The organism is Streptomyces sp. SPB074, from assembly GCF_000154905.1.
Classification (GTDB): Bacteria; Actinomycetota; Actinomycetes; order Streptomycetales; family Streptomycetaceae; genus Streptomyces.
Window position 1 is genome coordinate 3762041 of the sequence record NZ_GG770539.1, and the last position, 5384, is coordinate 3767424.

The following is a 5384-nucleotide window of genomic DNA, read 5'->3' on the forward strand; positions in this document are numbered from 1 at the left end:
CGAGGCGGGGTGCGCCGGGGTGCGGGGCGGGCAGTGCCGGGGTGCCGGGGCGGGCGCGAGGGGGCTCGCCGGGGGTCGCGGCGCCGGGGCCGGGTGGCTAACCTGGTCTGGACCTTCCGTGCGGGCCCACGCTTCCGCCCCTCTGACCTCGCTCGTTCGCATGTGAAATCATGCGGTGCCGGTACTCATGGGTAGGGTGACCGGCAGGTCATGGGCAGGCTCCGGCACGGGGGGGGGGCCGGGTGGGAAGGACGTGGGATGGGCGGTGGTGAGGGCGCGGGGATCGTCACGCGCAGCACGCTGCGGCAGCAGATCGCGGACGCGCTGCGCGACGAGGTGCTCTCGGGGCGGCTCGCGCCCGGGCAGGAGTTCACCGTCAAGGAGATCGCCGAGGGCTTCGGCGTCTCGGCGACGCCCGTGCGGGAAGCGCTCGTCGATCTCTCCGCGCAGGGGCTGCTCGACTCGGTGCAGCACCGGGGTTTCCGCGTGCACACCTTCTCGCTCGCCGACTTCCGCACCATGATCGAGGCCCGTTGCCTCGTCTCGGACGCCGTCTTCGGCGGGATCGCCGCCGAGACGCTCCTCGCGGGCGCGCCCGGCGTGCTCGCCTCGGTACGGCGCAGGGGCGAGGAGGCACAACGGGCGGCGGCGGCCGGGGACCTCAACGTGCTCATCGGCTACGACCTGCGCTTCTGGCGCGAGTTGAGCGCCGTTTTCGGCAACTCGTACCTCACCGACTTCCTGCACCGGCTGCGCGTGCAGTCCTGGGTGAGCACCGTGCCCTTCCTGCGCCGCCAGGACGATCTGCGCGGGCTCCTGTGGACCGGCCACGGCCACCTCGTGGAAACGCTGCTCGGCGGGGACACGGCGGCGGCGCGCGAGATCATCACGACGTACAACCGCGACTCGCTGCGGCTCGTGGAGGCACTCGCCAACGGCGAGACGGGCAACGGGGTGCGGACGCGGGGGTTCTGAGCGGGGGCCGCGCGGGGCGCGGAGGCGGTGGGGGTCTGGCGGGGGCGGGGGCGGGGCGCGGAAATGCGGGGTGCGGCTGCGGGTGCTGTGAGTGCGGCTGCGGTGCCGGGTTTTGGGGCTGGGGCGCGGGGTGTGGCGGGGTTGCGGTACGGGGCCGGTGGGTCCTTCGCCGGAGCGTGGCCCGGAACCTGCCGAACCCCGGGCGCGAGGGGCCCCGCGCCGCACTACGCTTGCGGGACCCGCCCGCCCGTGGAGAGCGAGGAGACGTCTCTTGGCCTGTGACCTGTGGCTCGTCCCCCTGGTCGACGTGCTGTGCCACAGCCCCGACAACCCCTTCGCCGAGGAGATCGCGAGTTACGACAAGGCGCTCGGTGAGGCGGGGCTGCCGCCGGTCCCCGTGTACGCGTACATGCCGGGCCTGAGTGGGGACGTGGCCCCTGTCGCGGGCTTCGACTACGAGGCGCTGCACTTCCTGCGCCGCGCCTACCTGCTCAAGCTGTGCGGGCTCGAAGTGACGCCGGTGGACGAACTCGGCGGCGATTACGTGCAGTTGCTGGAGATGTTCGAGGAGGCGGCGCAGCAGTCGCACCTCGTGTGGCACTACGACCACGCGGGCGCCTACGTGCCGCTGGACTTCCCGTCCCCGCTGGCGGACGACGAACTCCTGGCGAGCGGCGGCCCCTTGGGCTCCGCGCACGGGCTGCTGCGTGAACTGGAACTGGTCGCGCCCGACTTGGGCATCAATCCGGCCAATCCCCCGGCCGCGCCCCCGCCGCCCCCGGGACCGACGGACCTGGAGGAACCGGCCGCGCCCCCGCCCCCGGACGACAGCCCCTTCGCCCGCGAGCGCCACGTGTGGCTGGGGCTGCACGCGGCGGCGACGAGGAGCCTGGCGCAGGGGGCGATGATCGTCTTCAGCTGACCCCTCGCAGGGGCGGCGGAACGGCCCCGGGGGCTGCGCCCCCGGCCCCTGCTTCGGTGGACTCCCGGACCCCCGCATCGGGGTTTGTGCCCCTGGGCTCCGTTTCGGCTGGTCGTGCCCCGGGTCCTCGCTTCAGGGGTGCGTCCGGTCGGCCCGTTTCCGGGGTTGTGCCCCCGGCCCCCGGCGCCGGGTGGTCGCGCCCCGGCCCCTTCTTCGGGGCCGTGCCCGGCGACCCGTTCCCGGGGTGTGCCCCGGCCACCCGTTCCCCCGTGGTTCTTCGTGCCGCTCTACCTCGGTTCCGGGGGGCGTTGTCTCGGCATGTTCGGCCTCGCTCCCGGGGGGAGGGGGAAGCGGCCCGGTGGCAGGGGGTCGGGGCGGCCGGGGAGGAGGCCCGCGCCGGAGGCCGACTGGGTGGCGAGCGGGGTGGGGCCCGTGCCGAACTCCACCATCCAGTCCGCCGTTTCGGCCCGTACCAGCTCCGTCACGTCCTCCGTGAAGCGGCGCAGCACCGACAGGCATCGCTCCGTCGCCTCCGAGGCCGTGCCCTCCGCCGGGCCCAGGACCTCCCGGACGCTCTCCGAGGCCCACTCGAACTGGAGGATCTGGAGCCTGCGCTGCACCGCCTGCGCCGTCGCCACGTCCCGCATCCAGCCCGAGCCCAGCCCGAGGTACCGGTCGAGCCCCACGCACCCCGCCGCGAGCAGCAGCGCCAGATACCCCCACGGCGCGAGGTCGCCGAGCGCGCCCGCCAGGTCGAGGATCGGCAGCGCGGCACCCGCGACGACCCCGACCGCGGCGGCGAGCCGCAGCAGCCGGGCCAGCCGCCGCTTCCAGTAGCGGTCGTGCAGGTACCACTCGGCCGTCGCGAGCGCCCCCGCCTCCACCCACTGGTACAGCTCGTCGAGCCGCTCGGCGGGCTCGCCCCAGTCCCCGAGCGGGAAGGGCCGCCCGGTCAGGTCGGGTCGGGCGGCCGTGGGGCCCCCTCGCCCGGCCCGCCGCGCTCGGGGGTCCTGGGGGGGACCCTCGGGCCGCATGTCCGGCTGACTCACCCGTCCACTCCCTCTGCCTGCGGTACCGCTCCGCGCTCCGCGGGCGATTGGTGCGATTGGTGCAAGGCTCCTTCCTACCGCCGGGCGGGTGGCGAGGAACGCCGATTCAAACCTTTTCCGCCCGGACGAGCGGTCTGGTCAGGTATAGGACCGTGTCCGGGATCACTCGAAAGAGTGCCGGGGCACGGGGCACGCTGCTCACGTAGGCTCGACGCGGGTGGAATCGACGGCGGTGGTACGTACGCGGATCGCGCGAGCGCCGTACGAGACCGCCCTGCCCGCCGTACGACCCCGTACGGGCCGTGCGACCGCGCGGCCCGACCCAGCAGCCAGGAGAGCCGATCGTGATTCCCGGTGGTGGCCAGCCCAATATGCAGCAGCTGCTCCAGCAGGCCCAGAAGATGCAGCAGGACCTCGCGAAGGCCCAGGAGGAACTGGCCGCGACCGAGGTCGACGGGCAGGCGGGCGGCGGCCTGGTGAAGGCCACGGTCAACGGCTCCGGTGAGCTGAGGGGGCTCGTCATCGACCCCAAGGCGGTCGACCCGGAGGACACCGAGACCCTCGCGGACCTCGTCGTCGCCGCCGTCCAGGCCGCCAACGAGAACGCGCAGCAGCTCCAGCAGCAGAAGCTCGGCCCGCTGGCCCAGGGCCTCGGCGGCGGCGGCCTCCCGGGCCTGCCCTTCTGATCCGGATCTGAACACCCGGAAAGATCAGGGGTAATTCGGAGGCATCCCCGAGAAACTCCCGGAGTCCGGCCCCGAAGGAACCCGGATCTTCACCGAAGCGGGTTCCCCCGGCCCCCCCGGGCCCCCTACCGTGAGACACGACCGTCCGCTCCGGACCGGCACGCGAACGCCGCGCGCCTCGGCGCGGGCACAGGAAAGGCGATCCGTTGTACGAAGGCGTGGTCCAGGACCTCATCGACGAACTGGGCAGGCTCCCCGGCGTCGGTCCCAAGAGTGCGCAGCGGATCGCCTTCCACATCCTCCAGACCGAGCCGGCCGACGTGCGCAGGCTCGCGAACGCGCTGATGGAGGTGAAGGCGAAGGTCCGTTTCTGCGCGGTCTGCGGGAACGTGGCCCAGGAGGAGCGGTGCAACATCTGCCGCGACCCGCGCCGCGACCCCGCCGTCATCTGCGTCGTGGAGGAGCCGAAGGATGTCGTCGCGATCGAGCGGACGCGCGAGTTCCGGGGCAGGTACCACGTGCTCGGCGGGGCGATCAGCCCCATCGAGGGCGTCGGCCCGGACGATCTGCGCATCCGCGAACTGCTCGCCCGCCTCGCCGACGGCACGGTGACCGAGCTGATCCTCGCCACCGACCCGAACCTGGAGGGCGAGGCCACGGCGACGTACCTCGCCCGCATGATCAAGCCCATGGGCCTGCGCGTCACACGCCTGGCGAGCGGCCTCCCGGTCGGCGGTGACCTGGAGTACGCGGACGAGGTCACGCTCGGCCGGGCCTTCGAAGGGAGACGACTCCTCGATGTCTGAGACCACGAGCAGGCCGGCACCGCCGGCGCCGGCCGCGGCGCCCCCGCACGCGGACGGCTCCGACCCCGCCGACTTCTCCACGCAGATCGCCGACCAGATCGAGAGCTTCCTCCTCGCGGTCACCGAGATCGCCAAGGGCGACGACCCCGACAGCGCCGTGCCCTATCTCCTCCTGGAGGTCTCGCAGCTCCTGCTCGCGGGCGGCCGTCTCGGCGCGTACGAGGACATCCTTCCCGACGAGCGGTACGAGCCCGATCTCGGCGACGAGCCGGACACCGACCCGCTCCGCGAGGGGCTGGCCGCGCTCCTCGACCCGGTCGACGTCTACTCCGAGGTCTTCGACCCGTACGAGCCCCGCAAGGCGCCCGTCGCCCACCGCCTCTCCGACGACCTCTCGGTCATCGTCACCGAGTTGCGCCACGGCCTCGCGCACTACCGGGCCGGGCGGGTCTCCGAGGCGCTGTGGTGGTGGCAGTTCTCGTACTTCACCAACTGGGGCCCGAACGCCTCCGCCGCCCTGCGCGCCCTCCAGTCCCTCGTCGCCCACGTCCGCCTCGACCAGCCCCTCACACCGCTCGACGGCCTGGACACGGACCAGGAACTCGACGGCGAGGACGAACTGGCGGAGGTAGCGGGCCGCGTGATGCGCGCGGAGATCCTGGGCCGCGACCGAAGCTGACGATTTCGCCCCTCCGGCACCCAGCGGAAGCCCGCGAGGCCCCCCGCGAGCCGAAGAACCGACGCGGCGGGTGAGCCCCCCGGGACACCCCCGCCAGCCGGACCGTCCACGAGCCCGGGCGTCCCCGGGGACAGCGCGTCCCCGGGGCCCGCGTGTCGCCCGAAGCCGGGCGCAGCCTGGGGAGTCGCGCACCCAGCGCACTTCCGCGCGCAGTCCCGCGAGCCGCGTCCGCCCAGTGCCGTGCGCACCCCCCCGGCGCCGCGGGCC

Annotated in this window: 6 protein-coding genes; 5 read left to right on the forward strand and 1 reads right to left on the reverse strand. The window is 73.8% G+C overall.

Annotated elements, in window-relative coordinates; translation table 11 throughout:
* The first annotated feature begins 258 nt into the window (after positions 1-258).
* Together SSBG_RS15575 and SSBG_RS15580 are read left to right on the forward strand one after the other, a co-directional pair.
* Positions 259-975 carry a GntR family transcriptional regulator gene (locus SSBG_RS15575; RefSeq protein ID WP_008747057.1) on the forward strand — a complete coding sequence of 239 codons (717 nt, stop codon included), beginning with the start codon at positions 259-261 and terminating at the stop codon, positions 973-975.
* Between the two features lie 271 nt (positions 976-1246).
* Positions 1247-1897, forward strand: coding sequence for a hypothetical protein (locus SSBG_RS15580; RefSeq protein ID WP_008747058.1), 651 nt, complete (start codon positions 1247-1249; stop codon positions 1895-1897).
* Positions 1898-2184: 287 nt separating this feature from the next.
* Here SSBG_RS15580 and SSBG_RS15585 read toward each other — a convergent pair whose 3' ends face one another.
* A complete protein-coding gene (locus tag SSBG_RS15585; RefSeq protein WP_008747059.1) occupies positions 2185-2931 on the reverse strand; it encodes an SLATT domain-containing protein in 747 nt (248 codons plus the stop codon).
* 359 nt (positions 2932-3290) lie between these two features.
* Between SSBG_RS15585 and SSBG_RS15590 the strand changes: the two genes are divergently transcribed.
* From SSBG_RS15590 to SSBG_RS15600, 3 genes are all read left to right on the forward strand, one after another.
* Positions 3291-3632 carry a YbaB/EbfC family nucleoid-associated protein gene (locus tag SSBG_RS15590; RefSeq protein WP_008747060.1) on the forward strand — a complete coding sequence of 114 codons (342 nt, stop codon included), beginning with the start codon at positions 3291-3293 and terminating at the stop codon, positions 3630-3632.
* Positions 3633-3838: 206 nt separating this feature from the next.
* Entirely contained in the window at positions 3839-4438 is a 600-nt protein-coding gene (gene recR, locus SSBG_RS15595; protein ID WP_008747061.1) for a recombination mediator RecR, read from the forward strand.
* Positions 4431-5117 (forward strand): DUF5063 domain-containing protein, encoded by a 687-nt coding sequence (locus tag SSBG_RS15600; protein WP_008747062.1) that lies wholly within the window; start codon positions 4431-4433, stop codon positions 5115-5117. Before recR ends, SSBG_RS15600 begins: the two co-directional genes overlap by 8 nt.
* Positions 5118-5384 lie beyond the last annotated feature (267 nt).